Origin of the sequence: Pseudomonas sp. Q12-87, assembly GCF_001269755.1 — a bacterium.
Taxonomy (GTDB): domain Bacteria; phylum Pseudomonadota; class Gammaproteobacteria; order Pseudomonadales; family Pseudomonadaceae; genus Aquipseudomonas; species Aquipseudomonas fluorescens_S.
The window spans coordinates 30,751-46,096 of the sequence record NZ_LHVI01000020.1; the positions used below are offsets into that span (position 1 = coordinate 30,751).

11 protein-coding genes are annotated in these 15,346 nt (G+C 61.5%); 3 read left to right on the forward strand and 8 right to left on the reverse strand.

The features are described 5' to 3' along the window. Positions 1-12 precede the first annotated feature (12 nt). The 5 genes from AD663_RS13780 to AD663_RS13800 form a co-directional block, all read right to left on the reverse strand. Positions 13-1,338: an HlyD family type I secretion periplasmic adaptor subunit gene (locus tag AD663_RS13780; protein WP_053213949.1), complete on the reverse strand. Its 1,326-nt coding sequence runs from the start codon at positions 1,336-1,338 to the stop codon at positions 13-15. After that, positions 1,335-3,110 carry a type I secretion system permease/ATPase gene (locus tag AD663_RS13785; RefSeq protein WP_003181815.1) on the reverse strand — a complete coding sequence of 592 codons (1,776 nt, stop codon included), beginning with the start codon at positions 3,108-3,110 and terminating at the stop codon, positions 1,335-1,337. Before AD663_RS13785 ends, AD663_RS13780 begins: the two co-directional genes overlap by 4 nt. Positions 3,111-3,261: 151 nt before the next feature. Continuing rightward, a complete protein-coding gene (locus AD663_RS13790; RefSeq protein WP_083455149.1) occupies positions 3,262-3,687 on the reverse strand; it encodes an AprI/Inh family metalloprotease inhibitor in 426 nt (141 codons plus the stop codon). Positions 3,688-3,744: 57 nt separating this feature from the next. Further along, positions 3,745-5,202 carry a serralysin family metalloprotease gene (locus AD663_RS13795; protein WP_003181819.1) on the reverse strand — a complete coding sequence of 486 codons (1,458 nt, stop codon included), beginning with the start codon at positions 5,200-5,202 and terminating at the stop codon, positions 3,745-3,747. 333 nt (positions 5,203-5,535) lie between these two features. Beyond that, a complete protein-coding gene (locus tag AD663_RS13800; protein ID WP_053213951.1) occupies positions 5,536-6,441 on the reverse strand; it encodes a LysR family transcriptional regulator in 906 nt (301 codons plus the stop codon). 134 nt (positions 6,442-6,575) lie between these two features. On the opposite strand from AD663_RS13800, the gene AD663_RS13805 reads away from it, so the two are divergent. Both AD663_RS13805 and AD663_RS13810 read left to right on the forward strand, forming a co-directional pair. Further along, positions 6,576-8,039 (forward strand): MFS transporter, encoded by a 1,464-nt coding sequence (locus tag AD663_RS13805; RefSeq protein WP_083455150.1) that lies wholly within the window; start codon positions 6,576-6,578, stop codon positions 8,037-8,039. A 194-nt stretch (positions 8,040-8,233) separates the two neighbouring features. After that, positions 8,234-8,512 (forward strand): DUF1652 domain-containing protein, encoded by a 279-nt coding sequence (locus AD663_RS13810; protein ID WP_003181824.1) that lies wholly within the window; start codon positions 8,234-8,236, stop codon positions 8,510-8,512. A gap of 109 nt (positions 8,513-8,621) precedes the next feature. Here the strand turns inward: AD663_RS13810 and AD663_RS13815 are convergent, their stop codons facing one another. Beyond that, complete coding sequence (locus AD663_RS13815) at positions 8,622-11,093, reverse strand: UvrD-helicase domain-containing protein (protein ID WP_053214073.1); 2,472 nt, start codon at positions 11,091-11,093, stop codon at positions 8,622-8,624. 234 nt (positions 11,094-11,327) lie between these two features. Between AD663_RS13815 and AD663_RS13820 the strand changes: the two genes are divergently transcribed. Beyond that, on the forward strand, positions 11,328-12,023 hold the full coding sequence (locus AD663_RS13820; protein ID WP_003181829.1) for a pirin family protein: 696 nt from the start codon (positions 11,328-11,330) through the stop codon (positions 12,021-12,023). A 95-nt stretch (positions 12,024-12,118) separates the two neighbouring features. Here the strand turns inward: AD663_RS13820 and pgm are convergent, their stop codons facing one another. Together pgm and AD663_RS13830 are read right to left on the reverse strand one after the other, a co-directional pair. Then, the gene (pgm, locus tag AD663_RS13825) at positions 12,119-13,765 is read right to left on the reverse strand and encodes a phosphoglucomutase (alpha-D-glucose-1,6-bisphosphate-dependent) (RefSeq protein WP_003181831.1); all 1,647 of its coding nucleotides are present in this window, start codon (positions 13,763-13,765) and stop codon (positions 12,119-12,121) included. Between the two features lie 89 nt (positions 13,766-13,854). Then, positions 13,855-15,252: a PLP-dependent aminotransferase family protein gene (locus tag AD663_RS13830; RefSeq protein ID WP_003181834.1), complete on the reverse strand. Its 1,398-nt coding sequence runs from the start codon at positions 15,250-15,252 to the stop codon at positions 13,855-13,857. Positions 15,253-15,346: the final 94 nt, after the last annotated feature.

Consider the following 15,346-nt stretch of genomic DNA (forward strand, 5'->3'; position numbering starts at 1 on the left):
CGCCGGATATCCTTATTCTTCGGTCAACGCAGAGCCGGCTCGGTCGAGCAGCGGTTTGAACAGGTAATTGAGCAGTGAGCGCTCGCCGGTGCGCACGAACATCTCAGCCGGCATGCCAGGCTTGATCACCAGGCCGTTGAGCTTTTCCATCGCCACGTCGCTGACGCTGCTGCGCAGGACGTAATACGGCGCGCCGGTCTTCTCATCGACCATCTGGTCGGCTGAAACCAGGCTGACTTCCCCGGGCACGCGTGGTGTGCGGTTCTGGTTGAAGGCCGTGAAGAGGATGTCCACTGGCAAATGGGCGTCGACCTTGTCGATCAGGTTGACCGGCAGGTGCCCCTCCACTTCCAGGCGCGTGCCTTGGGGCACGATCTCCAGCAAGGTATCGCCCTGGCGCACCACCGCCCCTTCGGTGTGCACCCCCAGGTTGACGGCGATGCCGTCGGCGGTGGCGAGGATTTCGCTGTGCTGCAACTCGAATCCGGCGGACTTCAATTGCTCTTGCAGGGTTTCGCTCTTGAGCTGGGCGTCGGCCAGCTGGGTACGCACCTCTTTCTGATACTCCTCGTTGTGTTGCTGCAATTTCAGGCGCGACTCGACGATCCCCTGCTCCACCCGCCCGCTTTCACCGCTGTTCTGCGCCAGTTCCTGCTGCACTTGTGACAACTGGCGTTGGTAGTCCAGCAGGCGGTTGCGCGGGATGTAGCCGTTGTCCGCCAAGGGCTGCAAATTAGCCAGTTGCAGGCGCAGGGATTCGGCCTGGGCGATCAAATCGCTCCGGGCGCGGCGCATGCCGGCCAGTTGCGCAGTAGCGCCCTCGATGCCGGCACGCAACGCCGCCTGCTCCCGGGCAAAGGCTTCGCGACGACTGCTGAACAGCTGCCGCTGGCCTTCAAGCACCAAGGCCAGGCGTGGGTCGGGATCGTGGCTCAAGGCTGGCGGAAAACTCACCTGCGCCAGGTTGTCCCGTTCGCTTTGCCAGCGCGCCAGGCTCGCCCAGGTCATCCGATATTGGGCTTGCAGCGATTGCACGTCGGCGGCGGCCTGGGTCTGGTCGAGGCGGAACAAGGGCTGGCCCTGCGTCACCGCCTCGCCTTCGCGTACCAGGATCCGGCTGACCACGCCGCTGCTGATCGACTGCACCGCTTTGCGCTTGCCCGAAACCACCACGGTGCCTTGCACCGCGATGCCCTGATCCAGCGGCGCCAGGCTGGCCCAAGTGAAAAAACTGCCGGCACCGACGAGCGCCAGGACCCAGCCCATGCGGGTAAAGAACCGGGCATCGTGCTCGGGGCTGTGTGAATGTTCCAGATTCATCTCGCGATCCTTGCTCATGCGCCGCTTGGCTTGCTGGCGGTCTGGTATTGGCGACTCATGCTCAACCCGTTGGGCGCCGCCATGGCCTTGTCCCGCGGTGATTCGGACTGGCCCGACAACGCCCGCAGCACGTCCTGGCTCGGCCCAAAGGCCTGCACTCGGCCTTCGTTGAGCACCAGCAACTTGTCGGCCTGGGCCAGCGCCGAGGAACGGTGGGTGACCAGCACGACGCTGCTGCCCTGGGCTTTCATCTGGGCAATCGCGCCGGCCAGCGCGGCCTCGCCGACCGTGTCGAGATTGGAGTTGGGCTCGTCGAGCACCACCAGGCTCGGCCGGTCGTACATCGCCCGGGCCAGCGCCACGCGTTGCTTCTGCCCGCCCGAAAGGCCACTGCCATCCTCCCCGAGCACCGTGTCGTAGCCCTGGGGCATGCGCAGGATCAGTTCATGAACGCCGGCCTGTTGCGCAGCCGCCACGACTTTTTGCGGGTCGGCTTCGCGAAACCGGGCGATGTTCTCGGCGATGCTGCCGCTGAACAGCTCAATATCCTGGGGCAAGTAACCGATGTGCGGGCCGAGCTGCTCACGATTCCAGCGGTGGATGTCCGCCCCGTCCAGACGCACTGTCCCGGCGAGGGTTGGCCACACGCCTACCAGCACACGGGCCAGGGTGGACTTGCCGGAGCCCGAGGCGCCCAACACGCCGAGCACTTCCCCGGCCGCCAGGCTGAAACTGACCTGTTGCAGCGTGGCCTGGCGCTGGCCCGGTGGCCCGGCGCTGACGTGCTCGAAGCTCACCTGGCCCTTGGGCGGCGGTAGGGTCATACCGTCATCCTGGGGCGCAAACGCCTGCAACAGCGCATCGAGACGGCGGTACGCCAGCTTGGCGCCGCTCCACTGCTTCCACACGGCGATCAACTGGTCGATGGGGCTCAGTACCCGCCCTATCAGGATCGAGCCGGCAATCATCATCCCGGCGGTCATGTCGCCTTTGATCACCAGCAGCGCGCCCAACCCCAGCACCAGCGATTGCAGGCACAGGCGCAAGGTCTTGCTCAGGGAACTGATCACCGCGCCGGTGTCGCTGGCCTGGTTTTGCAGGCCAAGGAACCGCGAGTGCACGGCAAACCAGCGGCTTCGCAGCACTCCGAGCATGCCCATGGCCTGGATAGTCTCGGCGTTGTGCAAATGGCTGGTGGCAAGTTGGCTGGACTGTTGCGAATAGACGCCGGCCTGCCCCAGCGGCTTCTTGGTCATGGCCTCGTTCAGGCAGGCCAGGCCAATCAACAGCACGGTGCCGACCGTGGCAAATACGCCGAGCCAGACGTTGAACAGGTAGATCACTACCAGGTACACGGGAAACCAGGGCGCATCGAAGAAGGCGAACAGCGCCGGGCCGGTGACGAATTGGCGGATATGGGTAAGGTCGCCCAGGGATTGGCCAGCGTTGCCCTCTCCCTGGCGCAGGTTGCGCTCGAACGCGGCTCTGTAGACCTGGAGATTGAAGCGTCGCTCCAATTGGCTGCCGATGCGAATGACCACGAAGCTGCGCACCATTTCCAGCAACCCGATGAACACGAAGAAACCCACCACCATCAACGACAACATCACCAAGGTGGTTTCATTCTGCGAGGACAGTCCGCGGTCATAGACTTGCAGCATGTAAATCGAAGGCGCGAGCATCAAGACATTGATTAGCGCGGTAAAGCAACCGACACTGATCAGGATACTTTTATATTCACCCAATGCTTTAATCAGCGGCACAGCGGCAGCGCTCCTTGCCTTGTTCATCGGTCTTCCTTGCTGTTGGCTTTGCCAGGAACCTGGCCGTTATTCAACTTACCAATCTTTGTTTATTAACTTGGCCTCTGCCGAGGCCGCTACTTGCTCAAACAAGCATGTCTCGATCATCCATAACTATGCCCAGCGGTTAATGGACGTCTCAAGGGGCTTTGCGTTCAAGCCTGAGTATCAAGCCGGACTTCAGCGTTACTTGGTAATACCGCGCCTGGTGCTGGCCCAAATGCGTCCTGGCGTTATCTTTGCTAATCAATGAAAGACCGTCAGGCTCGGTGAACCAATGCACCGGTTCCTCTCCCAACCAATGCCCAAGGCATTCGGTTTGCCCGGCCAGGGTCTGGTCCGCCCGAAGTTCGATGAGGCAGGTATTCGACGGCTTGTCCTGTATGGCCTGGGTCTGCGGATTTTCCTGCGGCCCCGACAAGACCGCCTGCCACTGACCGGCCAGTTGTGAAGGTTCTGCTAATAACAGGCTGCGCGCCATGGCGACTTCTCCGTATAACATCATCAGCGTAGCGAGCAACCCGGCGCTTGCCCGGGCGCTGCGGCGCGTGGATTCTTTACACATGGGTCTCATCCTGACCGGGAATCCCGCGGCAGCGATGGCTTCCGCGGGACGGGTGCATCAGGCCACGATGTCCGAGACAGCTGCCTGGCCGACGGTGCTGACCAGGAAATCAGCCACGCCATGCCCGGAGAAGTCCACCGACAACAGGCTGTTGCCGCCCGAGGTCGACAACACCGCATCGCCCGCCGCCCCTGTGAAGGCATTGACGAAATGCAGGCCCGCGCCCTGGGTGATGCCGGTCAGGTCGATCTTGTCCAGGCCGCTGGCAAAGTCGAGGATCTGGTCCGTGGCCCCTGGCCGCGAATCGGAACTGGCGGCGAACACAAAGGTGTCCGAGCCTGAACCACCCCACAGCTTGTCGGCGCCGCCAGCGCCCCAGAGGATGTCGTTGCCGGCACCGCCCTTGAGCTCGTTGGCGATAGCGTTGCCGATCAACAGGTCGCTGCCCGAGCCGCCAATGGCGTTTTCGATGACCGCGCCCTTGGCGATGGACACGTTGCCCACCATGCCGCCCACGTCGGAAAACGAGGCGTCGTTGAGGTTGATTTTCTGGTTCTGGGTGAAGCCGGAAAAGTCCAGGGTGTCGCGACCGCCCGCGTCCCATACCGAGAACACCACCTTGTCCGAAGACGAAGAGGCGCTGAGGAAATCCCGACCGGCATTGGAGTTGAAGCCGTAAGTGGTATCGCCGGTGCGGGTGGTGGTGTTGGCGCCGTAGAGTTTCTGGATGGCCGCGATGTCGTCCATCAGCGGACCCGAGGAGTAGGCTTCGACCCCGCCCTTGCTGAAGTTCTGGCTGGTATTGCTCTCACTCCAGTAGCTCATGACGCTGTAGCCGCGAGTGTCCTGGCCGTAAGTGGCGTCATCGTAGGTCGGGCTGCCTTCGCCGGCGTTGTAGTCGCCAGGGTGCGCCAGGCCCAAGGTGTGACCGATTTCGTGGGTCAGGGTCTGGCGGCCGTAGTTGTTCAGGTCCGGATTCTTGTTCTGGGTGTAGCTGCTGTTGATCAGGTACCACGAGGTACCGTCATAACCGGCGCCGGTGCCGGGCAAGTAAGCAAATGCCGCTGCGCCATCCTGGCCGCCGCTGTAGTTGCCAAAGGTCATGTGTCCGTCACCGCCGCTGGCCTTTTCGGTGAAGGTGACGTTGGCCACGTCCGCCCAGGATTGCATGGCCAGCGCCGCCTGGCCTTTCTGTTGGGCGCTGAACTGGCTGAACCCACTGATCCCATGCTTGTTCATGGTGCTGGAGGAAGCGGACGTCAGGAACGTATAGGTCAGCTCGATCTTGCCGCTGCCGTCCCGGTCCTGGTAGGCCGCGCCGTCGCGCAGCAATTGCGTGGCCGCCTGGTCGACGGAGTACGACGGCTTGCCGTTGACGGTCAGGTTGCCGCCCCGATCGTATTGATGGCTGAAACTATTGATCTGGTTGAACGCGTTACTGGACGCCGCCAATGATTGCGGGGCCCAAAGCAGTTGTTCGGAGGAATCAATAGCGCTGTTTTTGACTTTCGACATAAACACACTTCCTTGTTTGCAAATGGAACAGTTTTGGTCAGACAGACAATCTCTGGCGAGATCGTCCTATCACTCGCCCAATGAGGACGTAAGAAACCTGACACAATTGGAAATCAAACGTCTAGCAGTTTTTTTGACCCGCCCGTTTGCGCAAATCGCTGCTCTTCGTAGTTGATACGGCTTGGCCCCGTTAATGCGGGCACGCGAATGATTCCGCTGCGGATTGTCGGACAAAACTCTATTTAAATATTAAATATCGATAACTAGCCGTCTCGCCACGATATGTCCGATTTACCAACTAAGTGCCAGTGAAGTGCTATTAATTAATATCTACTAAAAGGCGCTGGTCTTGCGTGCACATACTTCCCGCAGGCAGCTGCGCAACCAGCGATGCACCGGGTCGGCGTCCATCCGCGGGTGCCAGAGCATGGCAATCGTGAATTGCGGCAGGGCGAACGGCAGCGCAAAGCTGTGCATGCCGATACGCAGGCTGGTGGTGTAGCGTTCGGGCACGCTGGCGATCAGGTCACTGGAGCGGGCAAGTCCCAGCGCTGAAGAAAAGCCCGGGACGGTGGTAAGCATGCGCCGCGACAGGTTCAACAGCGCCAAGGCATCGTCGATAGGCCCTTGATCCAGCCCACGCATCGAGACGCCGATGTGTTCGCCTGCTGCGTAATCGGCAGCACTCACCGCAGCCTGGCTCAATGGATGCCCTGCGCGCACCACACCGATCAACCGGTCGCCGAACAACGCCTGGGTTCGCAGCTCCGGGCGGGTGTCCTTGTCCACCACAGCGGTTTCCAGGTCCACGGCGCCCTCGCGCAGCGCCGTGCTGTCCTTGTTGGTCTTTTCCACGAAACGCAACCGCACGCCAGGCGCTTGCTGGTTGATACGAGCAATCAGGTCAATGGCGAAGTTCTCCACGAATCCCTCCCGGGTGCGCAGCGTGAAGGTTCGGTTCAACCGTCCCAGGTCCGGCGCCTGCACCGGGCGCAGTAGCGCCTGGGCGTCCTGCACCAACTGGCTGACCTGTTCGCGCAACTCAAGCGCGCGTGGGGTCGGCACCAATCCGCGCCCGGCCCGTACCAGCAGGGGATCGCCGGTGGTTTCGCGCAACCGCGCCAGCGCCCGGCTCATCGCTGACGGACTGAGCTGCAACCGCTGGGCGGCCCGGGCCACACTGCCCTCAGCCAGCAGCACATCGAGGGTGATCAACAAATTGAGGTCGGGTGCGGACATGGCTGGGCCCTAATGAGAGATGGCGTTAGTTGCAACTATAACCTGCAAATGCTGCGCCTTCCGCCACGTCATGCCCGGGTGTAACGTTTCGGCAGCTTTTTCCAGAACCGCAGCCGTAGACAGGTACCCCTCACATGAAGCCCATCAACACGGAACATCGCCCGATGGTCGCCACGCGCGCTGACCTGCCCTCTTCCGCACGCTGGTCGCTGGCGAGCCTTGCTTTGTCGACGCTGCTGGCATCCCTGGGAGCCAGTATCACCGCCGTGGGGCTGCCAATGCTGGCCGAGGCGTTCGATGCCTCGTTCCAACGCGTCCAATGGGTGGTCCTGGCCTATTTGCTGGCCATCACCACGCTGATTGTCAGCGTCGGTCGCTTGGGCGACCTGATGGGCCGGCGCAAGCTGCTGCTGGCCGGAATTGCGCTGTTCACCCTGGCATCGGCACTTTGTGGCGTGGCGCCTTCGCTTGGGCTATTGATCGTCGGGCGCGCGCTGCAAGGCCTGGGCGCCGCCATCATGATGACGTTGACGCTGGCCTTGGTCAGCGAAACGGTTCCGCAGGAAAAGACCGGCAGCGCGATGGGATTGCTGGCAACGCTGTCGGCGGTGGGCACCGCCCTTGGGCCCTCTTTCGGCGGCGCCTTGATCAGCGGGTTTGGCTGGCAGGCGCTGTTCCTGGTCAACGTTCCCCTCGGGCTATTGACGTGGTGGCTGGCCTGGCAATCGTTGCCGGCCGGACAAGCATCGGTGAAGGTCGAGGGAGCCCGCTTCGATATCACCGGTACTTTGTTGCTGGCCGTGACCCTGGCCGCCTATGCCTTGGCCATGACTACCGGGCGCGGGCACTTTGGCGGAACGAACCTGGCACTATTGCTGGCGGCGATCCTGGGCGGCGGGCTGTTCGTCCTGGCCCAAGCGCGGTCAGTGTCGCCGTTGATCCCCTTGGGGATGTTTCGGGACCGCTTGCTGGTTTCGGGCCTGGCGACGAGCGCCCTGGTTGCAACGGTGATGATGGCCACCTTACTGGTCGGGCCCTTCTACTTGTCCATCGCCTTGGGGTTACCTGCGGCGCATGTGGGGCTGGTGCTGGCGGCCGGACCGTCCGTCGCGGCGCTTGCCGGCGTACCGGCCGGACGCCTGGCGGATCGTTTCGGCGTGCGCCCCATGCGCATCGTCGGGCTGGCGACCATGGTCTCGGGCTGCCTGATGCTCTCGCTGGTGTCACCGGCCCTTGGCGTCGGCGGCTACCTCAGCGCTATCGTGGTGACGACCCTCGGCTACGCCTTCTTCCAGACCGCCAATAACACGGCTGTCATGGCGGAGCTGCCCGCCCAACGGCGGGGCGTTATCGCCGGGCTGCTCAACCTGTCGCGCAACCTGGGCTTCTTCACCGGGGCATCGGTATTGGGCGCGGTGTTCGCCAGTGCGCTGGGGACGAATGACCTTGGCAGCGCTTCTGCACAGGCGGTGGCGGAAGGCTTGCACATGGCTTTCGCCGTCGCCTTGGGGTTGATGGTCCTGGCGTTGGTCATTGCCGTTAAATACCGCGTGCAAGGCCCCCTGGTTGAGCCCTCTGAAACCGCCTCTGACAGATGATGGCGTTCTGGACATGATTGCTGAAGCGATGATGCAGATCAAAAAAAGCGGAACCAATCGCAAAACGGAATGAAAAAATCCACATGACTTTCATTTTCCGGTGCTATTTTTAGTTTTCACTGGTGGAGCCACGATGGCTCTTCCTTCCTGACATGAGCAAAAGGAAACGCTCGATTGAAGAAGGCGGGCAACACATGAATAAAGGATCTTTCAGCAAGGTTACGTTCCCCAACGCCTGCCAGTTGATGCGCTGGCACTTCCATCCCATGGGATTCGAAGCCAGCATGGACGCGCCAGGCAGTATGGTTGCCCGGCTGTTTGACCGTGCCAGCGGCGAAACCATGATCGCCATAGCCGGCATCCCCTGCGCGACCGTGATGAACGCTCCCGATGTGGAACGCATCATCGAAGCGGTGGAAGCCGAATTGGAGTCCTTCGTGCCGCCGGTGGGTTTGCGACGGTTTGCCTCCTGATAAACACCTCTACATTTTGCGCATCGCTGCCCGCGTCAGGGCAGCGATCCTCCGATGACAAGGGAAATTGCTCCCACCGGGCTGCATGGCAGCCCTTTTTTATGGGCGCTTATCCGTTGCGAGTACGTCGATGGTCGGCGAAGAACGGTTTGCCCGTTCCGATACGGTCCGACGCCTTGGGAGCATTGGCAGCCTGGCTATCCTGGCCATCAACGTACCAATAACAGTGCTGCACGGCGCGGGTAATACCTACGTATGCCAGGCGCAGGATCTCGTCTTTCTGCGCAGCGTCGTAGGGTTGCGCATCTCCCACCTGGCCCAGCCCGGCCATCCGATAAACCTGATTCTTGTAGGGCGAGGTGGTCAGGTGTTGGCAATCGCCCAACAAGAATACGGCATCGGCTTGCAGCCCTTTGGCGCTGTGAAAGGTCATTTGCCTGATGCGTCGTGCAGCATATGGCAAGTTAGAATCTACATTAAGTGTTGGTTGAATATGTTTTTCAATCAATGACTTATCGCTGCTTTTTCGATACAGCATCAAGATCGAATCGCCGTTGCGATAGTGTGCGTCCAGCCGCTGGGCCAGCCCTTCGTCGTCCCGATCCAGCACGTTGACCGGACTCAACGAGCGAGCCTGGCCAGCAGCCTTGGCCTTCTTGCCTGGGATTGCCGCGGCAGCCCGCACGATATGTTCGGCCGCATCAATGATGTGCTGGTGACTGCGGTAGTTGTCGGTCAGCATCACCCGGGTTGTCGCCGGCGACGGGAATTGCTTGTCGAACGCCATGAAGTAGCTGGGTGAGCTACCGCGCCAGCCATAGATCGACTGCCAGTCATCACCGACACACAACAACGAAGAGCACTGGGCGCCGCGCCCCACATGCATCGCTGGACCACGGCTGCGCACTTCTCGAAGACTGGCTCGCAGCCAGGAAACGATTTGCGGCGAAACGTCCTGGAACTCATCGATCATCAGGTGCGACAGCGGCCGGAGCAGCGCGTCGCCGAGCAACTTGAAGTTTTCCGGCGAATGCTCGCTGAACAACGCGAACATACGATTATAGGTCATGACCGGCGGTGACTGATCGAGCAAGTGGTCTTCGAATGCCCGCCAATAACGGCTCAACGCCTCGAAAAAGAACCGATCCGGGTCGTCCTGGGCGAAAGACATCCGGCCCACCGCATCCGGCACATCCAGGCCAAGGTTCTCGATAAAGCCTGCCGCCGCTACAAAACAGTCCAGCAAGGGCGCCGAGCCCAGCTCGCCCTTTACTTTGTAATCGAACCCTGGCCCTGCGCTCGCATCGCCCGCCAGGGAAGCCAGGACACGTTTTGATGCCTCATAGCTTTCTGTCCATATCAATGGCTTACGACAGAAAGCTTGAAACAGGGTGCGCTTTACCGCCCACTCCGCACGGATACTCAACTTCGCGCCCGGCCGGCTCAGCCGGGCATCTTCCCTGGGGTCGAAGCCCAGCATGACCCAGGCGTCCAGCGACGGAACGTAGCCGTGGCAATGAAACGTCGAACCGTTGATCTCGAACCGTTGCCGCTTCGCCTCGATGCCTTTGATCGGCCAGGCGCCGGCGCGCCGCCACTGGTCTTCGATGGCGTCGCACAGTTCCTCGTCGCGCTGGGCCGCCAGTTCGGTCACGGCGACCCGTTTTTGCACGTCCGGGTGGTCGCGCTCCAGCTCCTTGAGTTGCAGGGCGTGCCGGGACAACGGCTTGATCAGCTCACGGAAGCGCTCATCCCGCTGGTAAAGACTGTGATAGCACGCGTTGAGCTGCTGGCGCTGGGCATCGTTGATGCGCAAGTCGAATGGGTTGCCGGGGCTATCGTCATCGCCCGTTTCAGCGCGATGGCTAAGGGTTTCAAACGCCTGCAACCGCTCAAACCCGGGCAGGCTGCGGACCATGGGCAGGATGCGCGAGTGAAAGGTACGGACCAGATCGCGGGCTTCCTTGAGGCTGACCGTGCGCCCCCACAAGCCAAACACGTCGATCAGTTTCTGGATGAAATCCTTGCGCGACTCCCGGGTAAACGTCACCACGGTCATCGAGTCCAACTCGAACCCCAAGTAATGCACCAGCAGCACAATGCGCAGCACCAGGGTCGTGGATTTTCCCGCGCCTGCCCCGGCAACCACCGATGTCGACGGCGTGTCGCTGAAAATCATTTTCCATTGCGCAGCGCTGGGCTGCGCCTCTGCCGGCAACAACCTGGCAACGTCCGCCCGGATGCGCTTTTTCAACGGGGCAGTCAAAGGCAGGCGCCAATCATCGAACAACAGGTCGTCTACCTGCGGCGCCGGATGCTCGGTACTGCGCGAGTCGCGAATCAGCAGGACCTGGCGGCCCTCTTCAAGACCTTCAGCCCGACCTTCCTTATAGCCATAGTCAAAACCGGCGCTATGACCGCTGCGAAAGCCATCGGCCTGGCCGTGCAGCCAAGAGGCTCGATGCTGGGCTCGCAGGCGTGTGAGGCCATGGCCGAAAAAACGCGCGGCCAGGCGCTTGAACAATGGCATCTGGGCCAGGGGCAAAAGCTCGGGGGGAAGATCGGGAGTGTGTTGCGCCACGCTTGGGACTCCGGTGTTCTGAATCATGGCGGCTATGGTGTCTGTATTTGCCGCCAGGTTCCAGCCAAAAGCTTTGCTGTCAGTGAGTTAGGCGATGAAGTGAAAGTTGGATAGCGGTTTTATATCTAGATAACCGATAGCTTTGACGCGGTTTTTACGCTTTTTATCGATGTGTTCCTCGCTGAAAATGCCCTCCATCACACCCTATTCACTCATTTGCAAAAGGACACGATCATGCTCGAACTCAGGCCTTTCGCTTCCCTGGGCGCCGCCAATCACGGCTGGTTGGACGCGCACCACCATTTCTCGTTCGCCGAATACTACGACCCACAGCGTATGAACTGGGGCAACCTGAGGGTATGGAACGATGATGTCATCGCTGCCGGCAGCGGTTTTCCGCAGCATCCGCACCGGGACATGGAAATCATCACCTATGTGCGCGAAGGTGCGATCACCCACCAGGACAACTTGGGCAACAAGGGCCGTACCGAGGCGGGCGATGTGCAGGTCATGAGCGCCGGCACCGGCATTGCCCACAGTGAATACAACCTCGAGTCGACGGCCACGCGCATATTCCAGATATGGATCATTCCCAACGAGGCAGGCTTGGCGCCGTCCTGGGGGGCCAAGCCGTTTCCCAAGGGTTTGCGCGAAGGCTTCGTGACCCTCGCCAGCGGTAAGGCCGGCGACGATGAAAGCCTGCGCATCCGCGCCGATGCGCGATTGGTAGCGGCCAATCTGAAGGCAGGAGAAACAGCTGAGTACGTGCTGGATGAAGGACGTCGCGCCTATCTTGTTCCGGCTACAGGATCGATAGAAATCAATGGGTTACGAGCACAAGCTCGAGACGGTGTTGCGATTGAAGCCGAAAGGACATTGCGAGTTACCGCCATTGAAGACAGCGAAATCGTCCTCGTGGATCTGGCGTAGCACTGTGCAGGCCGTGTGGCGTTGCGCGGCAACCGCCTGTTTTCAGGCGACTGCCGCGCAACCGAGCGGGAGCAAGCTCCCTCGCCACGGGTTTGTCAGGCGCCGGAAATAGCGCCGTCCACCAGGGTTTGCGCCTCGTCCACCAGTTGCTTGAGGTGCGCATCGCCGAGGAAACTTTCGGCGTAGATCTTGTAGATGTCCTCGGTACCGGACGGACGCGCGGCGAACCAGCCGTTTTCGGTCATCACCTTCAAGCCGCCGATGGCTTGGTCGTTGCCGGGTGCGTGGCTGAGGATGTTCTGGATCTTTTCCCCGGCCAGCTCGGTGGACGCCACCTGATCAGGCGCCAACTTGCTCAATAGCGCCTTCTGCTGTGGACTGGCCTTGGCATCGACGCGCACCGAGAACGGTTCGCCCAGCTCATCGGTCAGGGCTCGGTAGGCCTGGCTTGGATCGCGACCAGTACGTGCAGTCATCTCTGCCGCAAGCAAGGCTGGAATCAGGCCGTCCTTGTCAGTGCTCCAGACGCCGCCATCCTTGCGCAGGAACGAAGCACCGGCACTTTCTTCGCCACCAAAGCCCAAGGAGCCATCGAACAGGCCGTCGGCAAACCATTTGAAACCTACCGGTACTTCATAGAGGCGACGGCCCAGGCGCTTGGCGACGCGATCAATCAGGCCGCTGCTGACCACCGTCTTGCCCACGGCCGCATCGGCGCGCCATTGCGGACGGTTCTGGAACAGATAATCGATGGACACCGCCAGGTAGTTGTTCGGCGCCAGCAGGCCGCCGGATGGCGTCACGATGCCGTGGCGGTCATGGTCCGGATCGCAGGCAAAGGCCACGTCAAAACGCTCCTTCAGGCCAATCAACCCTTGCATTGCGTGGCTGGAGGACGGGTCCATGCGGATCTGGCCGTCCCAGTCCACGGTCATGAAGCGAAAGGTGGCGTCCACATGGGTGTTCACCACTTCCAGGTCCAGGCGGTAATGTTCGGCAATGGCCGGCCAGTAGCGCACCCCTGCACCGCCCAGGGGATCGACGCCCAGATGCAGCCCCGCGCCTCGAATGGCATCGAAATCAATGACGTTGATCAGGTCCGCCACGTATGTGTTGACGTAGTCATGGCGGTGGGTGGTATCGGCCTTCAGTGCCTGCTCGTAGCTGATACGCTTGACCCCTGCCAGTTGGTTGGCCAGCAGTTCGTTGGCCTTGGCTTCGATCCACTTGGTGATGTGGGTATCGGCGGGGCCGCCGTTGGTGGGGTTGTACTTGTAGCCGCCGCTTTGCGGTGGGTTGTGGGACGGCGTGATGACGATACCGTCCGCCAGGCCCGTGGTGCGGCCACGGTTATAGCAAAGAATGGCGTGGGAAACCGCAGGCGTCGGGGTGTACTCGTCGCCCTCGGCGATCATCACGGTCACGCCGTTGGCCGCGAACACCTCCAGTGCGCTGGTGCCCGCCGGGGTCGACAGCGCGTGGGTGTCGATACCGATGAACAGCGGACCGGTGATGCCCTGGGCTTCACGGTAGAGGCAGATCGCCTGGCTGATAGCCAGCACGTGCCACTCGTTGAAGCCCAGGTCAAAGGAGCTGCCACGATGACCGGAAGTGCCGAACGCCACACGCTGGGTTGCCACCGAGGCATCGGGTCGGCCGGTGTAGTAGGCCGTCACCAGTCGCGGGATATCGATCAACAACTCTGCCGGTGCCGGCTTGCCCGCAAATGGACTGACTGTCATGCAAAACCTCTGGATAGTGGCTCGGGAAATGGGATGCAGTTTACTGACAGTTCGACCATGGCGCGACGGGTTCGATCCATTTCGGTCCGTTACGATTGTTCGAGCCTCAGGGCATCCGCCAACGCGCAAATTACGGCGTCAAGATCATGCGCCCCATCCAGGGCATGTGTCAGGCGCAAGTGCTGCCCATACAGCCCCTGAAGGCTGAACAGTTCTCCCGGCGCGATGACGATTCGCTGGGCCAGCAACCGATGGAAAACCCGGCGCAGCTCAACCCGCCGCGTCGAGCGCATCCAGATCGTCGCACCGCCCTGGGGCTCAGCCCATTGCAGGCTGTCACCCAACCTCTCGCGCAGCAGTTGCGTGGCTGATGCCGCGCTTTCCCGCAGCAGGCGCCGCAGAACCAATAAATGCTGGTCGATCCGGCCGTTGCTGTACAAGCGGGCAATGGCTTTTTGCCGAATCGGCGACAGACGAAACGCGCGCAGCAGGAAATGTCGCTGCAGGTGCAGGGTCAACTGGCGCGATAGCACGTAGCCATACGGTGCCTCTGGCCCGATGGTTTTTTCGAAGGTGGAGTAGACGATCAACCGATCCGGGTCGAGCAAGTCCCGAAAAGGCGTAACGCCGGTATCGAATGCCAGGTCCGTATGGCTGTCGTTCTCCAGCACCCAGGTGCCGTGGCGCTCCAGTAATTGCGCCACGGCGCGTCGGTTGTCTTCAGGAACCAACGTCCCCCTGGGCATGTTCAGGGATGAAGACAGCACGGCCAGGCGCACCGTTTCGCTTAGCAGCAGTTGCTCCATCTGCTCGATATCGATCTGCCCGCCCGACTGCAGCGGCAGCTCGATGACGTGGACATCGGCTGTCTGCAGCAAGCGCAAGACCGTCCAATCACAGGGCGACTCGATCAGCACCGTGGCGCCCCTGAGGGCCAGCACGGCGATCAGGATGTCCAGGACACCCCTCAGATCGGCGCCGATATAGACGTCATCGGCATTCCAGCAGCGCGCCGGCGAGGAGGTGTAGCGGGCTGCCAGCGCGGTGCGCAGCTCCAGCTCGCCCCAAGGCTGCGAGGGCGCTTGCGAGGAGCGTGGGTACTGGCGCAACAACTCCCGTTCGAGCAACAGCAAAGGGCTGTCCAGCGGCTGCATCGCCGCCGGTTCATCTGCACTGAGCACCCGCATGCCCGGACGCCGCGCATTGACGTACAGGGTTTCGAGCAAGTCATCCCCGCCGCCCAGAGTCGCAACACTCGGCACCGGTAGCGCGTAATAGCCGGACTTGGCAATCGAATAGACCCGCCCTTCTTTCTCCAGCAACGAATAGGCGTACTGAATGGTTGAAATCGACACATTCAAACGCTCGGCCAATTGGCGCAGCGATGGCAGGCGCACCCGGGCATCTGCCCCCAGCTCGTTGATCAGCGTGGTCAGGTACCGATAAACCGCCTGGTAGGCGAAGTCTGTCTCCCGGCAACCTTTCATGGGGTCAGGCCCGGAAATCGGGGTGCGGCCGGCCACCTTACAACGGCAGGAGCAACAACCGGATAGGGGCGGGAGAAGGCCGTCAAACCGCGCG

Coding starts and splice junctions, on each gene's coding strand:
- AD663_RS13780 (WP_053213949.1), bottom strand. CDS start 1,338: ATGAGCAAGGATCGCGAGATGAATCTGGAACATTCACACAGCCCCGAG.
- AD663_RS13785 (WP_003181815.1), bottom strand. CDS start 3,110: ATGAACAAGGCAAGGAGCGCTGCCGCTGTGCCGCTGATTAAAGCATTG.
- AD663_RS13790 (WP_083455149.1), bottom strand. CDS start 3,687: ATGTGTAAAGAATCCACGCGCCGCAGCGCCCGGGCAAGCGCCGGGTTG.
- AD663_RS13795 (WP_003181819.1), bottom strand. CDS start 5,202: ATGTCGAAAGTCAAAAACAGCGCTATTGATTCCTCCGAACAACTGCTT.
- AD663_RS13800 (WP_053213951.1), bottom strand. CDS start 6,441: ATGTCCGCACCCGACCTCAATTTGTTGATCACCCTCGATGTGCTGCTG.
- AD663_RS13805 (WP_083455150.1), top strand. CDS start 6,576: ATGAAGCCCATCAACACGGAACATCGCCCGATGGTCGCCACGCGCGCT.
- AD663_RS13810 (WP_003181824.1), top strand. CDS start 8,234: ATGAATAAAGGATCTTTCAGCAAGGTTACGTTCCCCAACGCCTGCCAG.
- AD663_RS13820 (WP_003181829.1), top strand. CDS start 11,328: ATGCTCGAACTCAGGCCTTTCGCTTCCCTGGGCGCCGCCAATCACGGC.
- pgm (WP_003181831.1), bottom strand. CDS start 13,765: ATGACAGTCAGTCCATTTGCGGGCAAGCCGGCACCGGCAGAGTTGTTG.
- AD663_RS13830 (WP_003181834.1), bottom strand. CDS start 15,252: ATGAAAGGTTGCCGGGAGACAGACTTCGCCTACCAGGCGGTTTATCGG.